This window comes from Streptomyces sp. NBC_00247, assembly GCF_036188265.1.
GTDB lineage: Bacteria > Actinomycetota > Actinomycetes > Streptomycetales > Streptomycetaceae > Streptomyces.
Genome location: NZ_CP108093.1, coordinates 3346887 through 3372574, shown reverse-complemented (window position 1 = coordinate 3372574; position 25688 = coordinate 3346887). Strand labels below are relative to the sequence as shown.

Below are 25688 nucleotides of genomic sequence, written 5' to 3'. Positions count from 1 at the left end.
GGATGTCGCGCCGTGCGGGGTGGCGGTCACAGGTGCCGCACTCCTTCCGGGATCTCGTAGAAGGTGGGGTGGCGGTAGGGCTTGTCGGCGGCCGGTTCGAAGAAGGAGTCCTTCTCGTCGGGGGAGGAGGCGGTGATCGAGGTGGAGGGCACCACCCAGATCGAGACGCCCTCCGCGCGGCGGGTGTAGAGGTCGCGCGCGTTGCGCAGGGCCATGGTGGCGTCGGGGGCGTGCAGGCTGCCCGCGTGGGTGTGGGAGAGCCCTCGGCGGGAGCGGACGAACACCTCCCACAGGGGCCAGTCGGTCGAGCCGCTCATGCCGTCGCCTCCGCGTTCGCGTTCCGGGCCGGGGTGGTGGGTGCGTGTGCCGCCGGGCCCGCTCCGGCCGAGGAGGGCGGGGGGTGCGGGCCCGCGTGGTGCCGGGGCGCGCGTCGCTCCTCCTTCGCCGCGTACGCGGCCGCGGCGTCACGGACCCAGGCGCCCTCTTCGTGGGCGTGACGGCGCTGGGTGAGCCGCTCGTCGTTGCACGGGCCGTTGCCCCGGAGCACCTCCTGGAACTCGGTCCAGTCGATGGCGCCGAAGTCGTGCCGGCCCCGGGCTTCGTTCCACCGGAGACCGGGGTCGGGGAGGGTGAGGCCGAGAGCCTCGGCCTGCGGGACGCAGATGTCCACGAAGCGCTGGCGGAGTTCGTCGTTGGAGTGCCGCTTGATCTTCCAGGCCATCGACTGCGCGGAGTGCGCGGACTCGTCGTCCGGCGGGCCGAACATCATCAGCGACGGCCACCACCAGCGGTCCACCGCGTCCTGCGCCATCGCGTGCTGGGCCGGTGTGCCACGGCTCAGCGTCAGCAGGAGTTCGTACCCCTGGCGCTGGTGGAAGGACTCCTCCTTGCAGATACGGACCATCGCGCGGGCGTACGGGCCGTACGAGCAGCGGCACAGCGGCACCTGGTTGGTGATGGCGGCGCCGTCCACCAGCCAGCCGATCGCGCCCACGTCCGCCCAGGTCAGGGTGGGGTAGTTGAAGATCGAGGAGTAGCGCTGACGGCCGGCGTGGAGCTTGTCGAGCAGCGCGGCCCGGCTGGTGCCCAGCGTCTCGGCCGCGCTGTAGAGGTACAGGCCGTGGCCCGCCTCGTCCTGCACCTTGGCCATCAGGATGGCCTTGCGGCGGAGGGAAGGGGCCCGGGTGATCCAGTTGGCCTCGGGCTGCATGCCGATGATCTCGGAGTGCGCGTGCTGGGCCATCTGGCGGACCAGGGAGTCCCGGTACGCGTCCGGCATCCAGTCGCGGGGCTCGATCCGCTCGTCCGCGGCCACCGTGGCCTCGAACGATGCCGCGCGGCCGTCCTCCCCCGCTGCGGCGGCGTCCGCGCCGTCCGCTCTCTGCCGTCCTGCGGCCACTGTCGCCATGACCACTCCGTCCCGACCGATCGTTCGGTTCATCGGCTTCAATGGTCGGCCGGTGGACCGTAGGGTGTCAACCCTGTGGATGACCGAGGGATGATCGACGACGATCGGGGCGGGATGGAATCGGATCGCGGGGGGCGCTCGAACCGGTTGGCCGACGAGAGCGAGGAGTCGGCCGGAGAACGCGGGGGCGTGTCGTCCGGAGAGGCGGCACCGGGCCGCGCCGGGCTTTCCGCGGCAGGGGTGGGAGCAGGTGGACCCGCCGACTCCGAACCGGTCGGTGAACCGCTCGGTGAACGACCCGAAGAGCGACCCGCCGGGGAACGGCCCGAGGAACGCTCCGTGGAGCGGCCCGGCGGTGCCGGTTCCGCCGGGCCCCGTGCGGAGGAACCGGGTGCCTGGGCGGCCGGCGGTCCGGGTGGGCCCGGTACCGGGACCGGGACGCTGTCCGGCGCCGCGCCGGGCCCGGCGCGGGCCGGGATAGCCGGGCTGTCGACTCCGTACCGGGTCCTCGCGGGGGCCGTGATGGTCGTCGTCGGCCTGGTCACCTGCGTCCACCTGGCCATGGTCTTCCTGCACGTCGCTCCCTCGAACACCCTGTCCAAAGAGGGCGGCGCGACCATAGACGACTGGATCTATCCGGAGTTCGAGCAGAATTGGAAGCTTTTCGCTCCCAATCCGCTCCAGCAGAACATCTCCGTGCACGTCCGGGCCGAGATCGTCGACGCGGACGGGGACCGCCGCACCACCCGCTGGATGAGTCTCAGCGCGGAGGACGGCGAGGCGATCCTGCACAACCCGCTGCCCAGCCACGCGCACCAGAACGAGCTGCGCCGGGCCTGGGACTTCTACGTCAACAGCCATGACGACAAGAACCGTTCGACCGGGTCGCGCGGAGCCCTCGCCGAGGCCTATCTGCGGCGCATCGTGATGCTGCGTCTGGGCGCGCACGACTACGGCGGGACCGTCGACCGCATTCAGCTGCGTTCGTCCGCACGCAGGGTCCAGGCGCCCTCGTGGAGCACCGAGAAGATCGGCACGCAGCCGATGTACCGCTTGCTCGCGTGGTGGACCGTGTCCACCACCGATCTGCCCGAGGGCGGCGTGGCGGCGGCCGGCGCCGCGCCCGGCGAGGAGGCCCACCGGTGAACACCGTCCCCACGGCAGACGCCGCCGCCCCCCGCAGGCCCGCGGGTCCGATCGGCCGTTCCGCCCAGCGGATCACCGCTTTCGCCCTCGGTCCGTACCAGAGCGCGGTGATACGGATCGGCTTCGCCGTCACGTATCTGCTGTTCCTGCTGCGGGAAGTGCCGTACCGGCAGGAGCTGTACGGGCCGGACAGTCCGTGGGCGTGGGACCTGGCGCACCGGCTGATATCCGAGAACGGCGCCTTCACCGTCCTGATGTGGTCGGACGGTTCCGTGTGGTTCGAGGTGGTCTACGCGCTCGTCCTCGTAGCGGCGTTCTGCACGATGATCGGGTGGCGCACCCGGACGATGTCCGTCCTGTTCATGGTCGGGGTCCTGTCGATCCAGAACCGCAACGTCTTCATGGGCGACGGCGGTGACAACGTCGTCCATCTGATGGCGGTCTACCTCGTTCTGACCCGCTGCGCCCAGGTGTGGTCCCTCGACGCGCGGCGGGCCGCACGGAACGCGGCGCGCCGGGCCCAAGGGCTGCGCCCGGCCCGGGACGTCGTCGGTCCGGCGCTCTGGGCGGTGCTCGGGCCGGTGCTGCTGGTCGCCCATGTGCAGGGCGGCCTGGGCGGCACCTGGTGGTTGCCGACCCTGCTGTGGGTGCTGTGGCTGGGGGCCGCCGCCCGGTGGGCCGTGGACCGGCACGCGCCGGACGGGGAAACCCGGGTGCTGCTCGACGTGGTGGCCAACATCGTCCACAACGCCGCGCTCGTGGTGATCATGGCCGAGGTCTGTCTGATCTACGCCACCGCCGGCTGGTACAAGATCCAGGGATCGCGCTGGCAGGACGGCACCGCGCTGTACTACCCCCTCAAGCTGGACTACTTCACCCCGTGGCCCGAGCTCTCGAACGTGATCGCGGCCAGCTCGCTCATGGTGATGGTGGTGACGTACGCGACGGTGATCGTGCAGGTGGCGTTCCCGTTCACGCTCTTCAACCGGCGGGTCAAGAACGTCCTGCTGGTCGTGATGATGGGCGAGCACGCGGGGATCGCGGTCCTGCTGGGGCTGCCCTTCTTCTCCATGGCGATGATCTCGGCGGACGCCGTCTTCCTGCCCACGGTCTTCCTCGTGTGGTTCGGGGGCCGGGTCGGCCTCGGCCGGGACCGGCTGCTCTCCCGGTTCGGCCGCGGGGGCGGGGTGCGCGTACCGGGTCCGCGGGAGCCCGTGGGCGCGGGAGCCGCGGGGCCGGGCGGGGAGGCCCCGCCACGTCCCGGCGACGGGGGCCATACGCTCGTCGGGTGAGCAGTGAGACCGGCAGTACAGAGGAATTCGTGCCCTTCGTGGCCGAGGGGCCCGATCCGGCCCTGGAACCGGCGCAGTACGACGACGGGTTCGGGAACGAGATCGGTGTCGGACCGCACCCGTCCCCCTGGCCGGAGGGGGAGCGGTACGACCCCGAGCTGCTGGCGGGCGGCGACCGGCGCAACGTGGTGGACGGGTACCGCTACTGGACGCGCGAGGCGATCGTCGCCGACCTCGATCTGCGGCGCCACGATTTCCACGTGGCGGTGGAGAACTGGGGCCACGACTTCAACATCGGCTCGGTCGTCCGCACGGCGAACGCCTTCCTCGCGAAGGAGGTCCACATCGTCGGCCGACGTCGCTGGAACCGGCGCGGCGCGATGGTCACCGACCGCTATCAGCACGTACGTCACCACCCCGACACGGCCGGCCTGACCGCCTGGGCGGCGGCGGAGGGGCTGCCGATCATCGGGATCGACAACCTCCCCGGGGCCGTGCCGCTGGAGCGGACCGTGCTGCCCAGGCGCTGTGTGCTGCTCTTCGGTCAGGAGGGTCCGGGCCTCACGGAGGAGGCCCGGACCCACGCGTCGATGGTCTGCTCGATCGCGCAGTTCGGCTCGACGCGTTCGATCAACGCGGGTGCGGCCGCCGCCGTCGCGATGCACGCGTGGGTGCAGCGGTACGCGGAGGTGTCGGGCCCCCCGGCCTGACACGGCCTGACACGGCCTGACACGGCCTGACACGGCCCGACACGGCCCGACACGGCCCGACACGGCCCGACACGGCCGGACCCTGTTGGACCCGGCCCGGCCCCCCGGCCCGGCCCTCAGGCCTGGCGGCGGACCTCGATGGTGCGGAAGCGTCCCGACACGAAGGCGCCGTCGCACAGGGCCGCGTTCGCCGCCGGGTTGCCCCCCGAGCCGTGGAAGTCGGAGAAGGCCGCGGTCTGGTTGACGTAGACCCCGCCGGTGAGGTTCAGCGAGAGCTGGGCCGACTCCTCCAGGCAGACCTCCTCGATGGCGCTCTCCACCTCGGGGGAGATGGTGTACGCGCCGACCGTCATCGCGCCCTTCTCCCGGATCGTCCGGCGCAGCAGCTCCACCGCGTCGTCGACGGTGTCCACGGCGACCGCGAAGGAGACCGGGCCGAAGCACTCGGAGAGGTGGACGGGTTCGCCGCCGTCCGGGCCGGGCTCCTTGGCGAGGACCTTGACGATGACCGGCGTCCGGACCACCGCGTCGGGGAATTCGGGGTGCGGCACCTCGCGTGAGGCCAGGGCCACCTCGCCGAGACCGGGCGCGGCTTCGATCCGGGCCCGCACGTCCGGGTTGACCAGTGCGCCGAGGAGGGCGGTGGCGCGGGCGTCGTCGCCGAGGAGCCCTTCGACCGCCCCCGCGAGGTCGGCGACCACCTCGTCGTACGTCCGGGGGCCGGATTCGGTGCTGATGCCGTCGCGGGGGACGAGGAGGTTCTGCGGGGTCGTGCACATCTGGCCGCTGTAGAGGGAGAGCGAGAACGCGAGGTTGGCGAGCATGCCGGGGTAGTCGTCGGTGGAGTCGATCACGACCGTGTTGACCCCGGCCTTCTCCGTGTACACCTGGGCCTGGCGGGCGTGGGTCTCCAGCCAGTCGCCGAAGGCGGTGGAGCCGGTGTAGTCGATGATCCGGACCTCCGGGCGCACCGCCAGCTCCTTGGCGATCCCCTCGCCGGGCCGCTCGGCGGTCAGCGCGACGAGGTTGGGGTCGAACCCGGTCTCGGCGAGCACCTCCCGCGCGATCCTCACGGTGAGCGCGAGCGGCAGCACGGCGCGCGGATGGGGCTTGACGAGGACGGGGTTGCCGGTGGCCAGCGAGGCGAACAGGCCCGGGTAGCTGTTCCAGGTGGGGAAGGTGTTGCAGCCGATCAGCAGCGAGACACCGCGGCCGACCGCCGTGAACGACTTCCGCAGCCGGAGCGGGTCGCGCTTGCCCTGCGGCTTGGACCAGTCGGCCGCGGCGGGGGTGCGCAGCTGCTCCTGGTACGCGTACGCCACCGCTTCCAGACCACGGTCCTGGGCGTGCGGGCCGCCCGCCTGGAAGGCCATCAGGAAGGCCTGTCCGCTGGTGTGCATGACGGCCTGCGCCAGCTCGTGCGTGCGGGCGCCCACGCGCGCCAGGATCTCCAGGCAGACCAGTGCCCGCGCCTCGGGCCCCGCGTCCCGCCAGGCCGCCGTGGCTGCGCGCATCGCCGGCAGCAGGACGTCGGGGTCGGCGTGCGGGTACTCGATACCCAGCTCGGGGCCGTACGGGGAGACCTCGGCGCCCGTCCAGCCGTCCGTGCCGGGCTGGCCGAGGTCGAACCGGGTGTGCAGCAGGGCGTCGAACGCCGCCTTGCCCTCGGCCGCTCCGAGGCTGCCGGGCGCCCCGCTCTCGCCGTAGGCCTTGGGGTGCTCCGGGTGGGGCGACCAGTAGGCGCGGGTCGAGAGGGCGTCGAGGGCCTGGTCGAGCGTGGGCCGGTGGGTCTCGGACAGCTTCTGGAGGGAGAGCGCGGCGGCCATGGCGGACCAACTCCTCATCGAGCCGGGCGGGGACGTGCTGACGGAGTCAGAGTAACCGAACGATCGGTCGGTACAAGGGGGCCCGGACGACCTGTGGACGGCTCATGGGGGAGGATCGCGTTCATGACCACGGCCAAGCGGGACACGTACACCCCGGAGACTCTGCTGGCCGTCGCCGTGCGGGTCTTCAACGAGCGCGGATACGACGGCACGTCCATGGAGCACCTCTCCCGGGCGGCGGGCATCTCGAAGTCGTCGATCTACCACCATGTGGCGGGCAAGGAAGAGCTTCTGCGCCGTGCGGTGAGCCGGGCGATCGACGGGCTCTTCCGGATTCTCGACGAGCCGGGCGCGGTCCGGGGGCGCGCGGTCGAGCGGGTCGAGTACGTCACGCGCCGCACGGTCGAGGTGCTGATGGCCGAGCTGCCCTACGTCACCCTGCTGCTGCGGGTGCGGGGCAACACCAAGACCGAGCGCTGGGCGCTGGAGCGGCGCCGCGAGTTCGACCAGCGGGTGTCGGCCCTGCTGAAGGCGGCCGTCGCGGACGGGGACCTGAGGGCCGACGTGGACATACGGCTGGCCACGCGGCTGCTGTTCGGCATGGTGAACTCGCTGGTCGAGTGGTACCGCCCGCAGCCCGAAGAGGGTGCCGGCGGTACGGGTGGCGGCCCGGAGGTGGCTCCCGCGGCGGACGATCTGCCGGGGACCGTCGTGCGGCTGGCCTTCGAAGGGATGCGTTCCGTCGGCCGGTGACGGGACGCGGGCCTCACCGAGCCGGTACGGGTGGTTCAGGTGAGGTCGGTGGGGCGGTCCGGACCGTGGCCCAGCTCCGTCTCCTCGAACACCAGCAGGGTGCGGGTGGAGAGCACCTCGTCGATGGCTTGAATGCGCGTGAGGACGAGCTCGCGCAGGGCGCGGTTGTCGGGCGTGTGGACCAGCAGCAGCACATCGAAATCGCCGCTGACCAACGCGATGTGGCTGGCTCCCGGGAGCGCCCTGAGCTGCTCGCGCACGGTCCGCCAGGAGTTCTGCACGATCTTGAGCGTGATGTAGGCGGACGCTCCCTGCCCGGCCCGCTCGTGGTCGATCCGGGCGCTGAACCCCCGGATGACCCCGTCCTCCACCAGCCGGTTGATGCGGGCGTAGGCGTTGGCGCGCGACACGTGCACCTCCTCGGCGACGGCCCGTATCGAAGCCCGGCCGTTGGTACGGAGGATGCGCAGGATGTCCCGGTCGACGGCGTCCAGCGGGCGGGCCGGTGGTGTCTGCCCGGCCCCCTCGGCCATTCGTTCAGCTGACATGCCCCCGCGCCTCCCTGTTGTGGACGAGCTGCCTCCATCCCAGGCCGTGCGCGACCGATTGTCCACAGGGCGAGGGTGGCTGTAGCCAAAATGCGCCCACGACCGAACAATCGGTAGGTGAGACACGTCACCCGGGCCCGCCTCGGGCGACGTCCGCGTGCGTCCGCTCCCACTCCCACGTAGACCCCGACGTAGGGCACGACCCGGGCCCGGCGGGATTCCGTTCTTCTCGGGCTCCGTATCCGGGTGTTCCCGTGTGCCGGCCCCTGTTGCCAGGAGGTGCCTCCCATGACGGTCCAAGAGCTGCCCGGTGCGGCCGGCTACCGGCCCGTGCCGCCCCCGGCCTGGAAGCCGCTCACCGATCCCGCGCCGCTGCTCCCGGACCCGGAGCCGTACCGGGTGCTCGGCACGGACGCCGTGGCCGGGGTCGATCCGCGGCTGCTGTCGCGCCTTTACACCGAGCTGGTGCGGGGACGCCGGTACAACGCGCAGGCCACGGCGCTCACCAAGCAGGGGCGCCTCGCCGTCTATCCGTCCAGTACGGGCCAGGAGGCCTGCCAGGTGGCCGCCGCACTGGTGCTGGAGGAGCGGGACTGGCTCTTCCCGAGCTACCGGGACACGCTCGCCGCCGTGGCCCGGGGGCTCGACCCCGTCGACGCGCTGACGCTGTTGCGGGGCGACCGGCACACCGGCTACGACCCCCGCGAGCACCGGATCGCGCCGCTCTGCACCCCGCTGGCCACACAGCTGCCGCACGCGGTCGGCCTGGCGCACGCGGCGCGGCTCAAGGGCGACGACGTGGTGGCGCTGGCGATGGTCGGGGACGGCGGGACCAGCGAGGGCGACTTCCACGAGGCGCTGAACTTCGCCGCCGTGTGGCGGGCACCGGTCGTCTTCCTCGTGCAGAACAACGGCTTCGCCATCTCGGTGCCGCTGGCCAAGCAGACGGCGGCACCGTCGCTCGCCCACAAGGCGGTCGGGTACGGCATGCCCGGGAGGCTGGTGGACGGCAACGACGCCGTGGCGGTCCACGAGGTGCTGGCCGGGGCGGTGGCGCGCGCCCGCGGCGGCGGCGGGCCGACGCTGGTGGAGGCGGTCACCTACCGCATGGACGCCCACACCAACGCCGACGACGCGACCCGCTACCGCTCCGAGGACGAGGTGGCCTCCTGGCGGGACCACGATCCGGTGCTGCTCATGGAGCGTGAGCTGACCGGGCGCGGCCTGCTCGACGAAGCGGCCGTGGGCGCGGTGCGCCAGGAGGCGGAGCGGATGGCGGCAGCTCTGCGGGAGCGGATGAACGCCGATCCGGTGCTCGACCCGGCGGATCTGTTCGCGCACGTCTTCGCGCGGCGGACCGGACCGCTGCGGGAGCAGGAGGAGCGGTTGCGCGCCGAGCTGGAGGCCGAGGGCGAGCAGCGGGGAGCCGAGGGGCAGCGGGACGGCCACGGGCAGGACGAGCGGGAAACGGAGGGCGGGCGATGACCACTGCGGTCCGTGCGCGGGCGGGCCGCCCGGGGCCGGCCACGATGGCCCAGGCACTGGGACGGGCGCTGCGGGACGCGATGGCGGAGGACCCCTCGGTGCACGTGCTCGGCGAGGACGTGGGCACGCTCGGGGGAGTCTTCCGGGTCACCGACGGGCTGGCGGCGGAGTTCGGCGAGGACCGGTGCACGGACACCCCGCTCGCGGAGGCGGGGATTCTCGGCGCCGCGGTCGGGATGGCGATGTACGGCCTGCGGCCCGTGGTGGAGATGCAGTTCGACGCGTTCGCGTACCCGGCGTTCGAGCAGCTCGTCAGCCACGTGGCGCGGATGCGGAACCGGACCGGGGGAGCCCTTCCGATGCCCCTGACCGTGCGGATTCCGTACGGCGGCGGAATCGGCGGGGTCGAGCACCACAGCGACTCCTCGGAGGCGTACTACATGGCCACCCCGGGGCTCCACGTCGTCACCCCGGCCACCGTGGAGGACGCCTACGGGCTGCTGCGGGCCTCGATCGCCTCGGACGACCCCGTGGTGTTCCTGGAGCCGAAGCGGCTGTACTGGTCGAAGTCCGACTGGTCGCCCCAGGCTCCGGCCGAGGTCGGGCCCATCGGACGGGCCGTGGTCCGCAGGCCGGGGACGAGCGCGACGCTGATCACCTACGGCCCGTCGCTGCCGGTGTGCCTGGAGGCGGCCGAGGCGGCGGTGGCGGAGGGCTGGGACCTGGAGGTCGTCGATCTGCGGTCGCTGGTGCCCTTCGACGACGGGACGGTCGCCGCGTCCGTGCGGCGTACCGGGCGCGCGGTGATCGTCCACGAGTCCGCCGGGTTCGGCGGGCCGGGGGGCGAGATCGCCGCGCGGGTGACGGAGCGGTGCTTCCACCATCTGGAGGCGCCGGTGCTGCGGGTCACCGGCTTCGACATCCCGTATCCGCCGCCGATGCTGGAGCGGCACCATCTGCCGGGGGTGGACCGGGTTCTGGACGCGGTCGCCCGGCTCCAGTGGGAGGCGGCGCGCTGATGCCCACGGTGCTCGAATTCAGGTTGCCGGACCTCGGCGAAGGGCTGACCGAGGCGGTGATCGTGCGGTGGCTGGTGGAGGCCGGCGAGGTCGTCGTCGTGGACCAGCCGGTGGTCGAGGTCGAGACGGCCAAGGCCCTGGTGGAGGTGCCGTGCCCGTACGCGGGTGTGGTGACGGCCCGCTTCGGCGAAGAAGGGGCGGAACTCCCGGTCGGAGCCCCGCTGATGACGGTCGCGGTCGCACCGACCCCGGTGCGGGCGGACGAGCCCGCGTCGGCGGGGGCCTCGGGGAACGTACTGGTCGGGTACGGCACGGCCGCCCCGGCGGCGCGCCGGCGGCGGGTCCGCCCCGCGCCGGTACCGGCCGCGTCCCCGGTCCCGTCCGGCGAACCGGCCCCTCCCGCCGCCCCGGTCGTCGGGGGCGCCGCGGCTCGTCGGGACGTGGCGGGTGCTCCGGTCGCGGTCATCTCGCCGCTCGTCCGCAGACTCGCCCGGCAGCACGGGCTCGACCTCCGTGAGCTGGCGGGATCGGGGCCGGACGGGCTGATCCTGCGGTGCGACGTCGAGGCGGTGATCGGCCGGGCGTCGAAGGCGCCCGACCGGGACGCCACCGCCGTCATCGAGGGTGCCGCGGTTCCCCCGCGGGACGGTGCGGCGGCCGGCGAACGGATCGCGTTGCGCGGTGTACGGGGTGCGGTCGCCGACAAGATGACCCGCAGCCGGACCGAGATTCCCGACGCGACCTGCTGGGTGGACGCCGACGCGACCGAGCTGATGGCGGCCCGCGCGGCGATGAACGCGGCCGAGGGTCCGAAGGTGTCGGTCCTCGCCCTGCTGGCCCGGATCTGCGTGGCCGCGCTGGCGAAGTACCCGGAGCTGAACTCCACCGTGGACACCGCTGCCCGGGAGGTCGTACGGCTGCCGTCCGTCCACCTCGGGTTCGCCGCGCAGACCGGCCGGGGGCTCGTCGTGCCGGTGGTCCGCGACGCGCACGCGCGCACCGTGGACTCCCTGGCGGCCGAGCTCGCCCGGCTCACCGGGCTGTCCCGCGACGGGAAACTGACCCCGGCCGAGCTGACGGGCGGCACGTTCACCCTGAACAACTACGGCGTGTTCGGGGTGGACGGTTCCACGCCGATCATCAACCATCCCGAGGCGGCCATGCTCGGCGTCGGCCGCATCGTGCCCCGTCCATGGGTCCACGAGGGCGAACTGGCGGTCCGTCACGTGGTACAGCTCTCGCTCACCTTCGACCACCGGGTCTGCGACGGCGGCACGGCGGGCGGCTTCCTGCGGTACGTCGCCGACTGCGTGGAACAACCGGCGGTCCTGCTGCGGGCCCTGTAGGCGGGGGTCGCGGGTCCGCCCCGCCCGTCGTCCCGCCCGGGTGGGACGTGCTCCGGGGCGGGCGCCCATACTCGTCGCATGACCGCCTATGACGCCATCGTCCTCGCCGGAGGGGCCGCCAGACGGCTCGGGGGAGCGGACAAACCCGGGATCGGCGTCGGCGGCCGGACGCTGCTCGACCGGGTGCTCGCCGCGTGCGCCGGTGCCGCGAGCACGGTCGTGGTCGGGCCCCGCAGAGCCACGGTCCGGCCGGTGAGATGGACCCGGGAAACACCGGCGGGCGGCGGGCCGGTGGCCGCGCTGGGTGCGGGCGTCCGGGAGACCGACGCCCCCTGGGTCGTGGTGCTCTCGGCCGACCTGCCGTTCCTCGGCGCCGCCACCATCGGCGCGTTGCTGGCCGCCGCGGAGGAGGGCGGCCGGGAGGGCGCCCTGTGCACGGACCCCGACGGGCGCCGTCAGCCGCTGGTCGCCGTCTACCGGGCCGAACCACTGCGGCGCGAGCTCGCCCTGCTCGCCACCGAGCACGGCGGCCTCGCCGGACTTCCGCTGCGCCTGCTGACGGCCGAGCTCGATCTGGCCACCCTGGCCACACCGGAGTTCGCCTCCTTCGACTGCGACACTTGGGACGACATCAAGCGGGCGAGGGCACACATCAGGGAGCATGAGGCCGTGCTGGACGAATGGATCACCGCAGTCAAGACCGAACTGGGCCTCGAACTCGACGTCGACACCGATGTTCTGCTCGACCTGGCGCGCGACGCCGCGCACGGTGTCGCGCGACCCGCCGCCCCGCTCACCACCTTCCTCGTCGGGTACGCGGCCGGGCTGGCGAGCGCGAACGCCGGACCCGGCGACGCTCCCGGCGCCGTGGCCGAGGCGGCCCGCAAGGCGACTGCTCTCGCCCTGCGCTGGGAAGAGGAGTCGGGCGACGGCAAGGGGGCCGGAGCCTCGTGACCGGCCGGGAGCCGATTCCCGCTTCGGAGGCCCCGACCGTGCGGATTTCCGGCTCGGGAGCGACGGGTGACCTCTTCGTGCTTCCGGAACTGGACGACTGCCCCGTACCCGCGCGCACGGCCTCCTCGGCGGAGGACGAGCGTGCCGTGGAGCAGGCGTTGGCCCTGGCCAACCGGGTCCCCCCGCACGAGTCGTCGCGCTACGACCTCTCTCCCCCGGACTCCTCCCACCGGGGCGACGCACCCCCGGCCGGAGGCCGCTCGGAGGGGACGACGAGGCCGCCGGCCCCTCCGGAGCCGTCCGGCTCGGTGAAGTCCGCCTCGGCCGGGTCCGTACCGGCTCGTGGTGCCGCACCCGTGCACCACTCCCCCGGCGCCTCCTGGGAGCAGGCCAGGGCGCTGGCCGTGCGAGCCGGCCGGAGGACCTCGCTGCCCGCGATCCGGCTCCCTCTCGACCGTTCCCCGGGCCATGTGCTCGCCGAGGGGCTCGCGGCGTTGACCGACCTGCCGTCCTTCGACACCTCGGCCATGGACGGCTGGGCCGTCACCGGACCGGGCCCCTGGTACGTCCGTGCGGGCTCCGGACTTCTGGCCGGGGACGGCGGCCTCGACCGGCTGCCGGACGGTGAGGCGGTACGGATCGCCACGGGCGCCCGTATGCCTGCGGAGGCGACGGCGGTCATCCGCTCGGAGCACGCCGAGGTGGACGAGGCCAAGGGGATGCTGCACGCCCGGCGGACCGTCGTTCCCGGCCAGGACGTCCGGCCGCGCGCGACGGAGTGCCGGACCGGCGAGCAACTGCTCGCGCCGGGAACGCTGGTGACCCCCGCGGTGCTCGGCCTGGCCGCCGCCGCCGGGTACGACGCGCTCGCCGTCGTGCCCCGTCCCCGGGTGGAGGTGCTGGTGCTCGGTGACGAGCTGCTCACCTCGGGCCTCCCCCACGGCGGTCGCATCCGCGACGCGCTCGGGCCCATGCTCGGCCCGTGGCTGCGGGCGGCCGGTGCCGATGTCGCCGATCCCCGCTGCCTCGGGGACGACCCGGAGGCGTTGCGGCACGCGCTCACCACCACCGCCGCGGACCTGGTGCTGACGACCGGGGGGACGGCGGCCGGTCCGGTCGACCATGTGCACCCGGTCCTCTCCGGGATCGGCGCCGAACTGCTGGTGGACGGGGTGGCGGTACGCCCGGGGCACCCGATGCTGCTCGCCAGGCTGGCCCCGGACGGCCCCTTCCTGGTGGGGCTGCCCGGCAACCCGCTCGCCGCGGTGTCCGGACTCCTCACGCTCGCGCTTCCGCTGCTCGGCGGCCTCGCGGGCCGCATCGCGCAGGAGCCGTACCGGGCGCTCGCCCATGACGCGGTGCAGGGGCACCCGCACGACACCCGGCTCGTACCCGTGGTGCACCGGGCCGGGCGCGGAGACACCAGGGACCAGGTCGTGCCACTGCGCTACAACGGTCCCGCCATGCTGCGGGGAATCGCCACCGCCGACGGTATGGCCGTCGTACCGCCGGGCGGTGTGCGCCCCGGTGCCGAGGTGGAGATCCTCGACCTGCCGTGGGCTTAGGCGGCCAGGCGGCCAGGCGGCCCGGGGGCCGGGGAGTCGGGCGGTCCGGCGGCCGACCGGTGTCCGCACACACCGGAGACGTTGGCCGTTTCACGTGAAACATCCGCCGGACGGGTGCCGGACGGACCGGGCCCGGCATCGGCGGACCGGACAGCCCACCGGACGGACCAGGCCCGGCGTCAGGAGGCCGGTGCCCCCGACCGGCTGATGGTGATGACACGGTCGTCGCGCTTGAGGCCGGCGATCGCGGGGTCCGTGTAGTCGAGCAACTTCCTGTTGCGGAGCACCGCGACGATCAGGTCGGCGCACTCGCGCGGCGAGCGGCCGATCTCCTCCTCGGTCACCGCGCGCTCACCGAGATCCAGTCCGCTGCCGTGGGTCATCAGATCCTCCAGCGTCCTGGCCACCGGCGGGCTGGCCATCGACACCCCGAGCAGACGCCCGGCCGAGCTGGAACTGGTGACCACGGTGTCCGCGCCGCTCTGCTTGAGCAGCGGTACGTTCTCGTCCTCCCGGACCGCGACGACGATGGTGGCGTGCTTGTTGAGCTGGCGGGCGGTCAGGGTGATCAGGGTGGCCGTCTCGTCGCGCTGAGGCGCGATGATCACTCGCCTGGCCGTCTGCACCTCGGCCTTGAGCAGCGTTTCGGAGCGTGTGGCGTCGCCGACCACGGCCACCAGCCCGTCGTCGCCGGCCGCGTGTGCGGCCTTCTGCTGCGGGTCCACCACGACGATCTTGTCCTTGCCGATGCCGGTGGAGAGCAGCGACTCGATGGCGTGCCGGCCCTTGGTGCCGTAACCGACCACCACGACATGGCCGCGCGTACGGGAACGCCACCGGTGGATGCGCACCTGCTGGCGGGTCCGCTCGGTGAGGACTTCGAGGGTGGTGCCGACCAGGATGATCAGGAAGAGCACCCGAAGGGGGGTGATGACCAGCACGTTGGTGAGGCGGGCACCGTCGCTCACCGGGGTGATGTCGCCGTAACCGGTGGTGGAGAGGGTGACGGTCGCGTAGTAGACGGCGTCGAGCAGGTCGACGCTGCCGTCGGAGGTGTCGTTGTATCCGGCGCGGTCGGTCCAGACGATCACCACCGTGACCGCGAGGACCAACAGGGCCATCGCCAGCCGCCGAAGCACCTGTTGGAGCGGCGGCAGGGCGCCCTGCGTCGGCATGGTGATGGCGCGACTGGCCTCGTTGTCGTCCCGTGCTTCCGAGCGCGAGCGGTGCCAGAGGGTCCGCAGGATGGAGAACCTGCCGGTCTTGGCTGCTGGGTGGTTCTCGTCCTTCAAGGCATGTCCTCTGGCGGCGGCGGGCAGGTGGTCACGTCGTGGCCCATGGTCCTGGATCGACGACGAGGACGGATGCCGAAGTGCCCGGCGCGCGGTGTTTCTCCACCGGTCGCGCACCGTCACCGGCGGACAGAAGCGTAAGGGGTTCCGCGCGACCGTTCCGTCCCTCGTCCTTCCGTACCCTGAGAGCCGCGCCGTACCGCGCGATACGCCGAACAGGGCGACCTGTCGAACCGTCGAGTTCCTGAATGCTGGAGAAGCAACGTGCGTGATCACAGTGTGGTCGTCGGGTTCGGTACGAAGGGCCGCTCGGCCGTGCAGACCCTCTGCGCGACCGGCCTGCGGAAGGACCGGATCGTCATCGTCGATCCGTCCGGCAAGGTGGTCGACGCGGTCAACGCGCAGGGGTTCACCGGGGTGCAGGGGGATGCCACCCGCAGCGAGGTCCTCCTGCGGGCCGAGGTCCAGAAGGCGCGCCAGATCATCATCGCCACCCAGCGCGACGACACCGCGGTGCTGGTGGCGCTGACGGCTCGGCAGCTGAACCAGAGCGCGAAGATCGTCGCGGCGGTGCGCGAGGAGGAGAACGCCCCGCTGCTCCGGCAGTCCGGAGCGGACGCGGTCATCACCAGCGCGAGTGCGGCGGGCCGGCTGCTGGGTCTCTCGGCGCTCAGCCCGAGCGCGGGCACGGTGCTGGAGGACCTCATCCAGCACGGCAGTGGCTTGGACCTCATCGAGCGGCCGGTGATAAAGAGCGAGGTCGGCAAGGGAGTTCGGGAGACCGATGACCTGGTGGTGAACGTGGTGCGGGGCCACCGGATGCTCAGTTACGACGATCCCGCGGCGAGCCCTCTGCAGATGACGGACCGGGTGGTGGTGGTCGTGCGTGCCTCCCCGCTGCCCTCCCCGCTGATCCCGAACCGGCCGCCGCAGGGCCCGCAGCGGCTGTAGCGCAGGGTCGCCCGGTCGGCGGGGGAGGCGCTGCCTGCCGGGTGGGGCGGTGGCCACGGAGTAGCCTCGCGGCCATGTATGCGATCACGATCCCGGAACCCGGTGGCCCCGAGGCACTCGTCTGGACCGAGGTGCCCGATCCCGTACCCGGCGAGGGCGAAGTCCTCGTGGAGGTGCTCTCCAGCGCGGTGAACCGCGCCGATGTCATGCAGCGCCAGGGCTTCTACGATCCGCCGCCCGGCGCGTCCGCGTACCCGGGTCTCGAATGCGCGGGCAGGGTCGCCGCGCTGGGCCCGGGCGTGAGCGGATGGGCGGTGGGCGACGAGGTCTGCGCGCTTCTCGCCGGCGGCGGTTACGCGGAGAAGGTCGCGGTGCCTTCCGGGCAACTGCTGCCGGTGCCCGCGGGCCTCGACGTGGTGTCGGCGGCGGCACTGCCCGAGGTGACGTCCACGGTCTGGTCCAACGTCTTCATGGTGGCGCATCTGCGCCCTGGCGAGACCCTGCTGGTGCACGGCGGTTCCAGCGGCATCGGCACCATGGCGATCCAGCTGGCCAAGGCGGTCGGCGCCCGGGTCGCGGTGACGGCGGGCAGCGCGGAGAAACTGGCGAGCTGCGCGGAACTCGGCGCCGACATCCTGATCAACTACCGCGAGCAGGATTTCGTGGAGGAGATCCGCAAGGCGACGGACGGCGCGGGCGCGGACGTCATCCTGGACATCGTCGGCGCGAAGTACCTGGGGAAGAACGTCGAGGCACTCGCCACCAACGGGCGGCTCGCCATCATCGGTCTCCAGGGCGGCGCGAAGGCCGAACTGAACCTGGGCGCCCTGCTGACCAAGCGGGCCGCCGTCACCGCCACCTCGCTCCGGGGCCGCCCGGCGGCCGAGAAGGCCGCGATCGTGGCGGCCGTGCGCGAACACGTCTGGCCGCTGATCGAGGGGGGCGTGGTCCGGCCGATCGTCGACCGCACGGTTCCGATGGCCGAGGCCGCCGAGGCCCACCGGGTGTTGGAGTCCAGTACTCACATCGGCAAGGTCCTGCTGCTGGCGCCCGCCACGAACCAGGTCTGACCGGCTCCGGTCCCGCCCCGGGGGCCTGCCATGAGGAGAGCCCGGCCCGCACGGAATCCGCATCGGATTCCCGCGGTCCGGGCTCTGCCGGTTCCCGCGCGCGGAGGGCCCGCGCGTCGGCGTGGTGATCGGCCCGAGGCGTGTTCCGCCCGGGGCAGTACACCTGGTGCCGCATCGGGCAACGGTCGCCCGGTAGGTTGGCCCCGCCTGTCGACGGCTTCGGGCGCTGGCGATAATCCACCAATGAGCGCCATCGATCGTCCTATGCCGCCCCTGAACGCCGACGAGCGCACGACGCTTGAAAGCTGGCTCGACTTCCACCGCACCACACTGGCCATGAAATGCGAGGGCCTGGACGATGAGCAGGCCGCCGTCGCGTCCGTGCCGCCGTCCGGCTTCACGTTGACCGGACTGGTCCAGCACATGGCGGAGGTGGAGCGGAGCTGGTTCCGCCGCGTGCTCGCCGGAGAACAGGCCCCGCCCATCTACGACCCGCAGGCCGACCCGGGCGGCCCCGACGGCGGGTTCGACCTTGCTGCGGGCGCCTCTCTCAGTGATGCCCTCGCCACCTGGCACGCGGAGATCGCCCGCGCCCGCGAGCACTGCGCCGACCGTGCTCTGACCGATACGGGCCGCTTCATGGAGCAGGACGTCAACCTCCGCTGGATCTACGTCCACATGATCGAGGAGTACGCCCGCCACAACGGCCACGCCGACCTGGTCCGGGAACGCATCGATGGCACCACCGGCGTTTAGGCCGTGTGTCGGTAGTCCCGCCTGTCCGGCGACGCCCGGCACGCACGCTCGCCGCGCGTCGACCACCCCTTCGGCGACCAGGAAGTCCGCCGGCTTGGTCAGGCTCCAGGTCGCGAACGCCAGATCGTGCTCGGCCGGCTTGGACTTCGCGAGCTTCTTGATCTCGCGCCGCTCGGGCAGGGTGAAGGTCCTGGGCCGACCGCTCTCGTACTTCGGATACAGGGAGTCGAAGCCGTCGGTGTCGAAGCTGTGGTTCACGTCCCGGACCCGATCCGCGCTCGTGAACGTCACCTGGGCAATGTCGCCATGGGCCTACCCTGCGCGGACAGCAGCACCCGTCTGGGCGCGCCGCCAGGTGACCACCGACCCCGTGCCTTTGCGGATGGTCCGCAGCAGGCGTCGCCCCTCGTGACCCGTACTCGTTCTGCCACCCGGACACCCTGGCGACACCGCGCCGTCCGGACCAGCATCCGAACGGCGCGTCACGTGACTACGGGGCAAAGGGTGCCTGACACACGCCCTAGAGGTACGGGCCGGAGCGGATCGCGCCGTGCGGGTCGCCGCCGGCGCCTTCTTCGTCGCCGGAGCCGGGCGGCAGCGCGCGCCGCATCTGTTCCAGCTGGGCCCGGGCCGCCATCTGCTGGGCGAACAGCGCGGTCTGGATGCCGTGGAACAGGCCCTCCAGCCAGCCCACCAGCTGGGCCTGTGCGATCCGCAGCTCGGCCTCCGAGGGGACCGATTCCTCCGTGAAGGGCAGCGAGAGGCGTTCCAGCTCCTCCACCAGTTCCGGTGCGAGTCCGTCCTCCAGCTCCTTCACGGAACTGGCGTGGATCTCCTTGAGCCGGACGCGGCTCGCCTCGTCGAGAGGGGCTGCTCTGACCTCCTCCAGGAGCTGCTTGATCATGCTGCCGATGCGCATGACCTTCGCGGGCTGTTCGACCATCTCCGTCACTGGGACCTCGCGGGACTCGTCGCCACTGGCACCGCCGCCGACAGCCATTCCGTCCTGTCCCACCACGAGGACCTGGGGGTGCTCCTGCGACCGGTCATTCCTCGGCATCTCCATGCCGCCATTGTCTCGCACCTGCTCCGTACACAAGGGTGGTGCCCCTTCTTAGGCGTGATCCACCGTCCCCTACGTACCTGAATGCGTGATCGGTCCCCCGAGATGTCCGGCGCATCCCCGGGTGCGGACCCCGGGAGCGCGTGTTTCACGTCAGCCCGCGCGGCGCACACGGACGGCGAGAAGGAACAGTCCGAGGCCGACCAGGGTGATTCCGCCGCCCAGGGACAGCCCGCGGAGCCGCTCGGCGGTCCGGGCGCGCAGTGCGCGCCGGTGGGCCGTCGTCAAGGGCTCCGAGGACGGGAAGGGCGGCGCGACGGAAGCCGGGGCGGGCGGGGGGGTCTCCTCGTCGTCGTCCTCCAGAGCGGCGACCGCAGAGGCGAGCTCGTCGGGGGTCAGCGACCTTCCGGGGCGTACCCGGCCCTCGCCGGCGAGCCGCCCGGCGAACGGTGCCCCGTCCTTCGGCGGGCCGGTCGACGCCTCGTCGGACGGACCGACGGACGGCGGAACCAGCGGGGTGGCCGGGGGCGTGATCGTGGAGGGTCCCGTGGAGATGCTCGCGTCGGTTCCGCCCGCCGGGGCCGACGCGGCGGAAACCGGTAGCCCGGAAGCCCGTGGGTGGACGCCCGCCGAAGGCCGCCCGGAGGACGCCGAGGCCGCCCGAGAGGGCCGGATCGACGAAGCGGGCGCCAGGGGAGGGCCGGACGCGGGGAGACCTGCCGTCGGCCGGCCGGTCGCGCCACGACTGCCGGCCGCGCGCGCCGGAAGCGAGGGCACCGAAGGGAGCGAGGGCACTGCGGCCGAGGGCACTGCGGCCGAGGGCGCTGCGGACGTGAGGGCCGAGGGCGAGCGCGCCGCGGACCGGGAACCCGAGGGTGCGGCCGCCTCCGCTCCGGAGGGGGCTAGGGCGCCCGTACGGGGGGACGCGAAGGCGTTCCCGCCCGCCACCGGAATCGGCACGGCGGTCAGGGCGAACAGGACACAGGCCGCCGACCTCGACATCCGCACGGAGCGTGAGGGAAGAGGACCTGGAGCCATGGGATCAGCGTCACACGCCCGCACATTCCCGGCATCCCGGATGGAAAGATGTCATCCGCCCTGATGACGGCGAGTGCCGTCCTCACCCGAACGGCCGATCGGGGCCACGCGCGAACGGCTGATCAGGGCCACGCGCGAACGGCCGCTCAGGCCCCTGCCCGTCCCCGGACGCCGTCCCCTGATCCCGTCCCTGTTCCCGGCACCGGGTCCCGCCCGTCCGCCCGACTCAGTTCGGGTCGCCCGTGGAGACGCTCAGCTCGATGTGGGCGCTGTGCGGGTCCATGGCCGTACCGGCGGTCGGGAACTGCTTGACGATCTGGTCCTCGGCGTAGGTGTTGCCGGGTTCCTCGATCACCTTGAGGGTCCACCCGGCGGCGTCCGCGCAGGCCCTCGCGGAGAGCAGGTCCTTGTAGACGAAGTCCGGCGCGGAGACCTTCTCCGGATCGCGGATGTCCGTACTCGGGTCGGTGCAGTCCTCGATGTCCATCGTCCGGTTGCGCTCGGGGCCCTTGTGCTCCCCCGCGACCGCCGGCGCGCTGCTCCCGGAGCCGCCGGTGGCCTCCGGTTCGTCGTCCCCGCCCCCGCCGATCAGGAAGACCGCCCCCAGGCCGATGACGGCGATGAGGGCGACGGCGACCGAACCCAGGACCACCCCGTTCCGGCGGGGCCTGCCGCCGCCCCCGGCACCCGTGCCGCCGCCGGTCGCGGCCACGGCGTACGGCGGCGGGGTCTGCTGGTACGCCTGCGGGGCGGCCTGCGGGTAGCCGTAGCCCGCCGCCGGGGTCGGGACCCCGTACGGGCCGGGCTGCTGCGGTTGCTGGTGTGCCGGGTACGGGGTCTGGACGCCGTACGGGGTGGGCGGGTTCTGCTGGTCCACCGGTGGGAAGACCGTCGCGCCGACCCCCGACCCGCTGTTCGCGGGGCCGCCGGCGACGATCACCGGGGCGGCGGCCGGGCCCGACGCGTTCAGCACCCGGAAGACCTCGTCGCGCATCGCGGCGGCGCTGGGGAAGCGTTCGTTCGGGTTCTTCCGCAGCGCGCGGGCGACGAGCGCGTCCACCGCGGGGGAGACGGCGCGGTTGAGGGTGGACGGGGCAGGAGGCTGCTCCTGCACGTGCGCGTACGCGATGGCGAGCGCCGATTCCGCGTCGAACGGGAGGCGTCCGGTGAGCAGTTGGAAGAGCATGATGCCGACCGAGTAGAGGTCGGAGCGGGCGTCCACGCCTCTGCCGAGGGCCTGCTCGGGAGAGAGGTACTGGGGGGTGCCGACGACCATGCCGGTCTGGGTCATCGAGGTCACGCCGGACTGCATGGCGCGGGCGATCCCGAAGTCCATGACCTTGACCACGCCGCGCTTGGTGATCATGACGTTGCCGGGCTTGATGTCGCGGTGGACGAGCCCCATCTCGTGGCTGGTCTCCAGTGCGGCCAGCACGTCGGCGGTCACCTTGAGGGCCTTGTCGGCGGGCATGGCGCCCTGGGCGGCGATGTCCTGGCGCAGCACCGCGCCGAGCGGCAGGCCCTCCACGTACTCCATGACGATGTACGGCATCAGGGCGCCGCCGAGTTCGTCCTCGCCGGTGTCGAAGACGGAGACGATGTTGGTGTGCTGGAGCTTCGCCACGGCCTGGGCCTCGCGGCGGAACCGCTCGCGGAAGGACTGTTCGCGCCCGAGCTCGGTGTGCAGGGTCTTGATCGCCACGTGGCGGTCGAGTGCGGCGTCGTAGGCGAGGTAGACGGAGGCCATGCCGCCTTCACCGAGCAGATCCCGGAGCTGGTACCGCCCACCGGCGACGGCTCCGCCCGCGTAGCGCCCGTGCGAACCGTCCTGGCTCATGACGTGTCTCCCCCTCGGCGCACCGGTGACCCCGGTTTCGCGGGTGTCGCGGCATTCGCGGAAATCTGTTCCGAAACTTCGGTGAACAGCGAGCGCCGGTGCCCGGAAATCCGCGAAGATCCGTATTACGGGCCAAGTCTGCCCGAGGGGCGGGACACGTCAAGCCAGGTGCCGGTTCCGTGACCCTGACCACACGAACCGTCTCGGAAGCGTTACAGGAACCGCCCGGTATGTGCCCGTGCGGCACGCCGGCCGATCGGACGACCGGTTTCGCTCCGGACCGAGGGGCGCGGCGGAGGCTGTAGCGTGGCGTGGCAATGCAGCTGCCCATTCAGCTGATGCAGGTACCAGGCACCGTGAGGACCCGCGGACGCGCGGACAGATACGACGGCGAGGACTGATGGCACCCGATTCCGAAGCAAACGGCGGCGGAGTCTCGGATGGCACCGACTCCTGGGGCGTCGGCGGCGTCGTCGGGGACGGCCGTTACCGGATGACCCACCGCCTCGGCAGGGGCGGCATGGCGGAGGTCTACGCCGCGGAGGACGTCCGTCTCGGACGTACCGTCGCGGTGAAGCTGCTCCGTTCCGATCTCGCCGAGGACCCGGTTTCCAAGGCGCGGTTCACCCGTGAGGCGCAGTCGGTGGCCGGGCTCAACCACCATGCGATCGTCGCCGTGTACGACTCCGGCGAGGACGTCGTGGGCGGTCAGACCGTCCCCTACATCGTGATGGAGCTGGTCGAGGGCCGCACCATCCGCGAGCTGCTGATCAGCGCGGAAGCGCCGCCTCCCGAGCAGGCGCTCATCATCGTCTCGGGTGTGCTGGAGGCTCTGGCCTACTCGCACCAGCACGGCATCGTGCACCGGGACATCAAGCCCGCGAACGTCATCATCACCCACTCCGGCGCGGTCAAGGTCATGGACTTCGGCATCGCCCGTGCGCTGCACGGCGCGCAGTCGACGATGACGCAGACCGGCATGGTCATGGGCACGCCGCAGTACCTCTCTCCGGAGCAGGCGCTCGGCAAGGCCGTCGACCACCGCTCCGACCTGTACGCGACCGGCTGTCTGCTGTACGAACTGCTGGCGCTGCGGCCCCCGTTCACCGGTGAGACGCCGCTCTCGGTGGTGTATCAGCACGTCCAGGACATTCCGGTGCCGCCCTCCGACGTCTCGGACGCCGTGCCGCCGGAGCTGGACGGCCTGGTGATGCGGTCGCTCGCGAAGGAGCCGGACGACCGGTTCCAGAGCGCCGAGGAGATGCGCGGGCTGGTCCAGTACGGCCTGCAGATGCTCCAGGTGCAGGGCGGCCACACCGGTACGTGGAACACCGGACCGGTCGCCGGGTACGACGGGGCCCGCACCCCGGCGCAGGGTTACGCCGGCGCGACCCAGGTGATGGGGGCCGGCGGCTACGCCTCGCACGGGGACACCTCGAAGGGGGCGATCCTGCCCCCGGCGAACCCGGACGACGGCGGCTACGGCGGCGGTTACGACGGCGGCCGGGGGGACGGCGGCGGCAAGAGCAAGATGTGGCTCCTCGCGGTGCTCGCGCTGGTCGCGATCGGCGTCGGGATCGCGATCGCCGTCAACGCGTCGAGCGGCAACGACACCGACAAGGGCCGGGTGGAGCAGACCACGTCCGACTCGCCCTCTCCGGACGAGACCTCGGCCGAGCCGAGCGACGATCCGACCACGGAGTCGCAGGCGCCCGGGGACTCCTCGGGCGGGCAGTCGCAGTGGTCCGAGGAGCCGAGCTGGACTCCGACGCCGACGGCGACGAAGCCTTCGGACACGCCGAAGCCGACCCAGACGACGCAGGCGCCCGCCACGTCCACCGGTGGTGACGACTCCGGCTCCACGGGCGAGACGTCCGAGGAGCCGACCACGGACCCGACGGGCGACGACGACGACGGCTCCGGCGCGCTGGGCGGCCTGGTCGGTGGGGGCGGCCCCACCGCCGATCCCACCGACGCGTCGAGCACGGCCGGCACCGCCCCCTGACCCGGGGCTCCGCCACGGGTACGCGGGGGCCGCTCACCCGGTGAACGCCTCGTTCACCGCCTCGTACTCCCGGGTCCACCACACCACCAGGGCCGACACCGCAGGGAACTGCGGGTCGGCCCTTCGGTCTCCCAGGGCGTAGCGCCAGCGCAATATCCAGAAGTCGTTGAGCCGCTCCCACCAGACCCGGTGCACCGCGGCGGCGAGTTCCGCCGAGCCGACCCCGGCCGCCTCGCGGTAGGCGCGCGCGTACGCCTTGACCTTCTCCAGCTCCAGCTTTCCGGCCGGCTGCACGAAGAAGATCGCCGCGGCGCGTACCGCTTCCTCGGCGCGCGGCTGTACGCCGAGCCGGTCCCAGTCCACGATCGCCACCGGGTCGCTGCCCCGGTAGAGCAGGTTCAGCGGGTGGAAGTCGCCGTGCACCCAGCCGTGGGCGGGGCCCACGGGGGTCGGCGGGCGGCGGTGGGCGTGGCGTTCGAGCAGCGCCCGGCGTTCGACGAGGCGGTGCACGGCCAGCTCGTCGAAGGCGTCCAGCGGGGTGTCGCGGGGGCGTACGCCGCGTGCCGCGTCGAGCAGCTCGTCGATGAGGGCGAAGGTGTCGGCCGGATCGGGGCTGCCGTGTCCGCGCCGCGTGGTCTGCGTGCCGCTGCCGGGGCCCATGACGTGTTCGAGCCCGGTGTGTACGGCTCCGAGGAGCGCCCCGAGACGTGTGGACTGGTCGGGGGTGAGCTGGGCGCCGATCCGGTGGCGGCCGTCGACCCAGGGGTGCAGGGCGAAGCAGTGGCCGTCGATCACCGTGACGGTTTCGCCGTCGGCGTCGGCCAGTGGTGGTGCGACGGGGACGCCGATCGACTGGAGGCGCTGGGTCGCCCGGTGCTGGCGGGCGATGAGGGAGCGTTCGCCGGTGGCGTCGTCCAGGTGCTGCTTGTCCAGGTGGTGCTTGAGGAAGTACGCGCCGCGTGTGGTGGCGACGCGGTATCCGTGGTTGAGCAGTCCCTTGGTGATCGGCTCGCAGGCGAGCGGTTCACCGACCGCGGGATAGCGGCGCATGACCTCGCCGACCGGAGGTTGGGGAGGATGGGTTACATATGAGCGCGGCACTTACCAGATGGTAGATCACGCAACGTGGCCCGGATGCGGACTTGAATTCCAGCCCAGAGTGTGCCAAGAGACGAAGTGCGGGTGCAGCCGGAGGTACACCGGATCGAAGGTCTCGCCGTTGACGTCGGCGGGCAGGGTGCCGAAGCGGGCGCGCTGGACGCGGGAGGGTTCCGTCAGCTCGGCGGTGCCGGTGAACTGCACGGCCCACAGGTCGCGGTCGCCCGGTGCGGCGGTGTTCAGGTTGTCGGCTCCGTAGGCGACGACGCTGCCGTCACAGGCCTCGTGGTGGCCGAGCCCGCCGTGCATGCGCAGCAGGAGTTGCCCGTCGCACACGATGTGACGGGCGAGGGCCAGCAGCGGGAGCGCACGCCTGCTGGTCGCCAGCCGGCCGTACGGGACCCGGTCGAGCAACTCGATGGCATGCGATTCCTCTGGAGACATGCCCTCCACTGTCCGACGGCGCCCGGCCCGCGCGTAAGGGCCGGCGGCCCCGTGCACACCGGGACCAAGGTCCCCGGGGGTC

Annotated in this window: 22 protein-coding genes and 2 pseudogenes; 13 read left to right on the top strand and 11 right to left on the bottom strand. The window is 72.5% G+C overall.

Going from position 1 to position 25688, the window contains the following annotated elements; genetic code table 11:
• Positions 1 to 26: 26 nt before the first annotated feature.
• Complete coding sequence (gene paaB / locus OHT52_RS14320) at positions 27 to 317, bottom strand: 1,2-phenylacetyl-CoA epoxidase subunit PaaB (RefSeq protein ID WP_328720534.1); 291 nt, start codon at positions 315 to 317, stop codon at positions 27 to 29.
• Positions 314 to 1408 carry a 1,2-phenylacetyl-CoA epoxidase subunit PaaA gene (gene paaA, locus OHT52_RS14315; protein WP_328723738.1) on the bottom strand — a complete coding sequence of 365 codons (1095 nt, stop codon included), beginning with the start codon at positions 1406 to 1408 and terminating at the stop codon, positions 314 to 316. The genes paaB and paaA overlap by 4 nt, the downstream gene beginning before the upstream one ends.
• 339 nt (positions 1409 to 1747) lie before the next feature.
• Between paaA and OHT52_RS14310 the strand changes: the two genes are divergently transcribed.
• From OHT52_RS14310 to OHT52_RS14300, 3 genes are read left to right on the top strand one after another with little or no spacing between them, the layout of a single operon-like run.
• Entirely contained in the window at positions 1748 to 2554 is an 807-nt protein-coding gene (locus OHT52_RS14310) for a DUF5819 family protein (RefSeq protein WP_328720533.1), read from the top strand.
• Positions 2551 to 3846 carry an HTTM domain-containing protein gene (locus OHT52_RS14305; protein ID WP_443046579.1) on the top strand — a complete coding sequence of 432 codons (1296 nt, stop codon included), beginning with the start codon at positions 2551 to 2553 and terminating at the stop codon, positions 3844 to 3846. The genes OHT52_RS14310 and OHT52_RS14305 overlap by 4 nt, the downstream gene beginning before the upstream one ends.
• Entirely contained in the window at positions 3843 to 4556 is a 714-nt protein-coding gene (locus tag OHT52_RS14300; protein WP_443046578.1) for a TrmH family RNA methyltransferase, read from the top strand. The genes OHT52_RS14305 and OHT52_RS14300 overlap by 4 nt, the downstream gene beginning before the upstream one ends.
• A gap of 116 nt (positions 4557 to 4672) precedes the next feature.
• Here OHT52_RS14300 and paaN read toward each other — a convergent pair whose 3' ends face one another.
• Entirely contained in the window at positions 4673 to 6382 is a 1710-nt protein-coding gene (paaN, locus tag OHT52_RS14295) for a phenylacetic acid degradation protein PaaN (RefSeq protein ID WP_328720532.1), read from the bottom strand.
• A 123-nt stretch (positions 6383 to 6505) separates the two neighbouring features.
• Between paaN and OHT52_RS14290 the strand changes: the two genes are divergently transcribed.
• Positions 6506 to 7135 carry a TetR/AcrR family transcriptional regulator gene (locus OHT52_RS14290; RefSeq protein ID WP_328720531.1) on the top strand — a complete coding sequence of 210 codons (630 nt, stop codon included), beginning with the start codon at positions 6506 to 6508 and terminating at the stop codon, positions 7133 to 7135.
• A 35-nt stretch (positions 7136 to 7170) separates the two neighbouring features.
• Here the strand turns inward: OHT52_RS14290 and OHT52_RS14285 are convergent, their stop codons facing one another.
• Positions 7171 to 7683, bottom strand: coding sequence for an Lrp/AsnC family transcriptional regulator (locus tag OHT52_RS14285; protein WP_328720530.1), 513 nt, complete (start codon positions 7681 to 7683; stop codon positions 7171 to 7173).
• Between the two features lie 288 nt (positions 7684 to 7971).
• Here OHT52_RS14285 and pdhA point away from each other — a divergent pair, with 288 nt between their 5' ends.
• From pdhA to OHT52_RS14260, 5 genes are all read left to right on the top strand, one after another.
• The gene (gene pdhA, locus OHT52_RS14280) at positions 7972 to 9168 is read left to right on the top strand and encodes a pyruvate dehydrogenase (acetyl-transferring) E1 component subunit alpha (RefSeq protein WP_328720529.1); all 1197 of its coding nucleotides are present in this window, start codon (positions 7972 to 7974) and stop codon (positions 9166 to 9168) included.
• On the top strand, positions 9165 to 10187 hold the full coding sequence (locus tag OHT52_RS14275) for an alpha-ketoacid dehydrogenase subunit beta (protein ID WP_328720528.1): 1023 nt from the start codon (positions 9165 to 9167) through the stop codon (positions 10185 to 10187). The genes pdhA and OHT52_RS14275 overlap by 4 nt, the downstream gene beginning before the upstream one ends.
• Complete coding sequence (locus OHT52_RS14270) at positions 10187 to 11533, top strand: dihydrolipoamide acetyltransferase family protein (protein WP_328720527.1); 1347 nt, start codon at positions 10187 to 10189, stop codon at positions 11531 to 11533. The genes OHT52_RS14275 and OHT52_RS14270 overlap by 1 nt, the downstream gene beginning before the upstream one ends.
• Before the next feature lie 78 nt (positions 11534 to 11611).
• Positions 11612 to 12487, top strand: a complete 876-nt coding sequence (locus OHT52_RS14265; protein WP_328720526.1) for an NTP transferase domain-containing protein — start codon at positions 11612 to 11614, stop codon at positions 12485 to 12487.
• Between the two features lie 44 nt (positions 12488 to 12531).
• A complete protein-coding gene (locus OHT52_RS14260) occupies positions 12532 to 14052 on the top strand; it encodes a molybdopterin molybdotransferase MoeA (protein ID WP_443046792.1) in 1521 nt (506 codons plus the stop codon).
• A gap of 179 nt (positions 14053 to 14231) precedes the next feature.
• Here OHT52_RS14260 and OHT52_RS14255 read toward each other — a convergent pair whose 3' ends face one another.
• Positions 14232 to 15296 (bottom strand): potassium channel family protein, encoded by a 1065-nt coding sequence (locus tag OHT52_RS14255; RefSeq protein WP_443046791.1) that lies wholly within the window; start codon positions 15294 to 15296, stop codon positions 14232 to 14234.
• Between the two features lie 300 nt (positions 15297 to 15596).
• Between OHT52_RS14255 and OHT52_RS14250 the strand changes: the two are divergent.
• The 3 genes and pseudogenes from OHT52_RS14250 to OHT52_RS14240 all read left to right on the top strand — a co-directional run.
• Positions 15597 to 16295: pseudogene (locus OHT52_RS14250) on the top strand (potassium channel family protein); the annotation flags it as partial.
• Positions 16296 to 16369: 74 nt separating this feature from the next.
• Positions 16370 to 17365, top strand: coding sequence for an NAD(P)H-quinone oxidoreductase (locus OHT52_RS14245; protein WP_328720524.1), 996 nt, complete (start codon positions 16370 to 16372; stop codon positions 17363 to 17365).
• A 243-nt stretch (positions 17366 to 17608) separates the two neighbouring features.
• Positions 17609 to 18121, top strand: a complete 513-nt coding sequence (locus OHT52_RS14240; protein ID WP_328720523.1) for a DinB family protein — start codon at positions 17609 to 17611, stop codon at positions 18119 to 18121.
• 57 nt (positions 18122 to 18178) lie between these two features.
• Here the strand turns inward: OHT52_RS14240 and OHT52_RS14235 are convergent.
• From OHT52_RS14235 to OHT52_RS14220, 4 genes and pseudogenes are all read right to left on the bottom strand, one after another.
• Positions 18179 to 18571: pseudogene (locus tag OHT52_RS14235) on the bottom strand (IS630 family transposase); the annotation flags it as partial.
• Positions 18572 to 18641: 70 nt separating this feature from the next.
• Positions 18642 to 19187: a bacterial proteasome activator family protein gene (locus OHT52_RS14230; RefSeq protein WP_328720522.1), complete on the bottom strand. Its 546-nt coding sequence runs from the start codon at positions 19185 to 19187 to the stop codon at positions 18642 to 18644.
• Between the two features lie 150 nt (positions 19188 to 19337).
• On the bottom strand, positions 19338 to 19961 hold the full coding sequence (locus OHT52_RS14225) for a hypothetical protein (RefSeq protein ID WP_328720521.1): 624 nt from the start codon (positions 19959 to 19961) through the stop codon (positions 19338 to 19340).
• 487 nt (positions 19962 to 20448) lie between these two features.
• Complete coding sequence (locus tag OHT52_RS14220) at positions 20449 to 22059, bottom strand: protein kinase domain-containing protein (protein WP_328720520.1); 1611 nt, start codon at positions 22057 to 22059, stop codon at positions 20449 to 20451.
• Between the two features lie 400 nt (positions 22060 to 22459).
• Between OHT52_RS14220 and OHT52_RS14215 the strand changes: the two genes are divergently transcribed.
• A complete protein-coding gene (locus OHT52_RS14215; protein ID WP_328720519.1) occupies positions 22460 to 24064 on the top strand; it encodes a protein kinase domain-containing protein in 1605 nt (534 codons plus the stop codon).
• A 33-nt stretch (positions 24065 to 24097) separates the two neighbouring features.
• Here OHT52_RS14215 and OHT52_RS14210 read toward each other — a convergent pair whose 3' ends face one another.
• Entirely contained in the window at positions 24098 to 25114 is a 1017-nt protein-coding gene (locus tag OHT52_RS14210) for a phosphotransferase (protein ID WP_328720518.1), read from the bottom strand.
• 66 nt (positions 25115 to 25180) lie between these two features.
• A complete protein-coding gene (locus tag OHT52_RS14205) occupies positions 25181 to 25606 on the bottom strand; it encodes a pyridoxamine 5'-phosphate oxidase family protein (RefSeq protein WP_328720517.1) in 426 nt (141 codons plus the stop codon).
• Positions 25607 to 25688 lie beyond the last annotated feature (82 nt).